The organism is Kitasatospora sp. NPDC059088, assembly GCF_042738155.1.
Classification (GTDB): domain Bacteria; phylum Actinomycetota; class Actinomycetes; order Streptomycetales; family Streptomycetaceae; genus Kitasatospora.
Window position 1 is genome coordinate 1 of the sequence record NZ_JBHYGR010000088.1, and the last position, 1,812, is coordinate 1,812.

A 1,812-nucleotide genomic window follows, 5' to 3' on the forward strand; every position below is an offset into this window, starting at 1 on the left:
CTCGGGCGCGGGGGGGGGGGGGCGGGGTCGTGGGGGGGGGCGCGGGGGCGGGGTGTGGGGGGGGGGGGGGGGCCCCCGGGGGGGGCGGCTGGCCCGTCCGGGCGGCACCCGGTCAGAACACCGGCATGGGCCACAGGCACAGGGCGAACTTGGCGCCGGGCGGCGTCGCCGGGATTGCGTCCGGCGCCTCCCCGCCCTTGATCAGCCGTGCCCGCTGCTCCTGCGTCGGGTACAGCTCGTCGTCGGCGAACATCCCCGTGTCGTACTCCAGTACCGGGTTGAAGTGGTTGCCCGAGGGGTCCGTCGACATCACGATCAGCGTGTCAGCGGGCAGGTTCCGGGTCTGGCGCGCGAGGTCCCGGAGGGTCTTGAGGGTCCACGGCGTCAGCTCGTTGGTCTGGTCGCTCATGATTCGTCCTGCTTCCTGGAGTCGCCGGGCTCAGCTGTCGCGGGTGTCGCGGGTGGGCTGCTGCGGAACCCGGGGGTTCGACTCCGGGCTCACCCGGGGGCGGGGGATCGGGACTCTGGGGTCGCCTGTCGCGGTGGCGGGAGCGGCGTGCATGACTCCTCCTGAGGTTGGGATCGAGTGGAAGGGAGGGGCGCCAACCCCTTCCGACAGAAAGAAGCATACCACAATTAAAGGTCGAATGTTGGCGTGTTGCTCCGCCGTGTCCGATGCGACTGTGACCGCTACTTTGCGAATCCGATCCGCATCCTGCGAGTTGCCCGGACGTCCGCCCTGGCCTGCTGATTCGTCGACGGCGAAGGGCGCCGGGGCCGTGAGCTCGCAAACTGTCGGTCGCTGAGGCTCGCAAACTACAACTCACAGAAGTCCCGTGACCTGGGCGTTTGCGGGTGCGGCTCGCAAAGTAGAGGTCACAATCGCATCCGAGATCCCCCGCTCGGCGCGTCGCCCGTACGCGGCCTCGCGGGGTCTCTGGATGGTTGGGCCTTGTGGTCCCACCGGGGACGTGGCCTCGCGGGCTGTGGTCAGGCGAGCCAGCGGTGCCGCGCCTCGGCCAGGCGTCGGCAGGCGGCGACTGCGGTGACCAACTCGTGAAGCTCGGCGGCGAACCGCGCCGTGCCGCCTCCGCGATGGCCGAACTGCGGAGATCGGTAGACCAGTGCCTCGAACTCGCCGCCGTCCTGGCCGGCAACGGGGGAGTACTCGGCGCGGAGGCCCGCGAACGCGGCGATTGGGCCAGCCAGGTGGGTGCTGCTGGAGACGTCGATCTCCCCGCCGTCGGCGGTTGGGATGCTCAGCCACCGGATCGGCGACGACGGGTTGGCCCAGAGCTCGAAGGGGATGCCCGCGCTGGTCAGGGCCGCCTGCACTGCCACGTCCACACTGTCCTCGGGCCCGAAGTTCGACCCTTGGCCGGCCATGGCGAGAGCGCGGTGGATGTGCTCGCAGGCCTCGGCGGCCCTGGCGACGCCGAACAGGCTGACGCTGGCGACGGTTGAGTGGTCGTAGGGGTCGGTGACGGTCCACGACAGTTCCTCGCCGTCATGGATGGCGTCCAGGATGCACGGCCGGCCTGCGATGTCGACGGCGATGCGGGCGCACCCGAAGGAGAGAGCGTCGGTGCCGATGGAGACGGCCACGCCGTCGGCGGCCAGATGCTCGGCCAGGAGGCGGGTGGCGGTCAGGCTGGGGGAGGTGTTCACGGTGTCGTCCTTGGTGGTGGTCGGCGCGACTGGGCCCCGGGGGGGGGGGGGGGGGCCCCCGGCCCCCGGGGGGGGGGGGGGGGGGGGGGGGGGGGCAGGGGGGGCAGAAAGACACCCCCACCCGGGTGGGGGGTTATGTGAAGC

2 protein-coding genes are annotated in these 1,812 nt (G+C 71.7%); both read right to left on the bottom strand.

Annotation, left to right across the window (positions count from 1 at the left end; genetic code table 11):
- Positions 1 to 112: 112 nt before the first annotated feature.
- Positions 113 to 409 (bottom strand): hypothetical protein, encoded by a 297-nt coding sequence (locus tag ACFWXO_RS30845; protein WP_380527730.1) that lies wholly within the window; start codon positions 407 to 409, stop codon positions 113 to 115.
- Positions 410 to 990: 581 nt separating this feature from the next.
- Positions 991 to 1,668, bottom strand: a complete 678-nt coding sequence (locus ACFWXO_RS30850) for a hypothetical protein (RefSeq protein WP_380527732.1) — start codon at positions 1,666 to 1,668, stop codon at positions 991 to 993.
- Positions 1,669 to 1,812: the final 144 nt, after the last annotated feature.

Excerpts from the sequence above, each read along its gene's own strand:
- ACFWXO_RS30845 (WP_380527730.1), bottom strand. The coding sequence starts at position 409 with ATGAGCGACCAGACCAACGAGCTGACGCCGTGGACCCTCAAGACCCTC.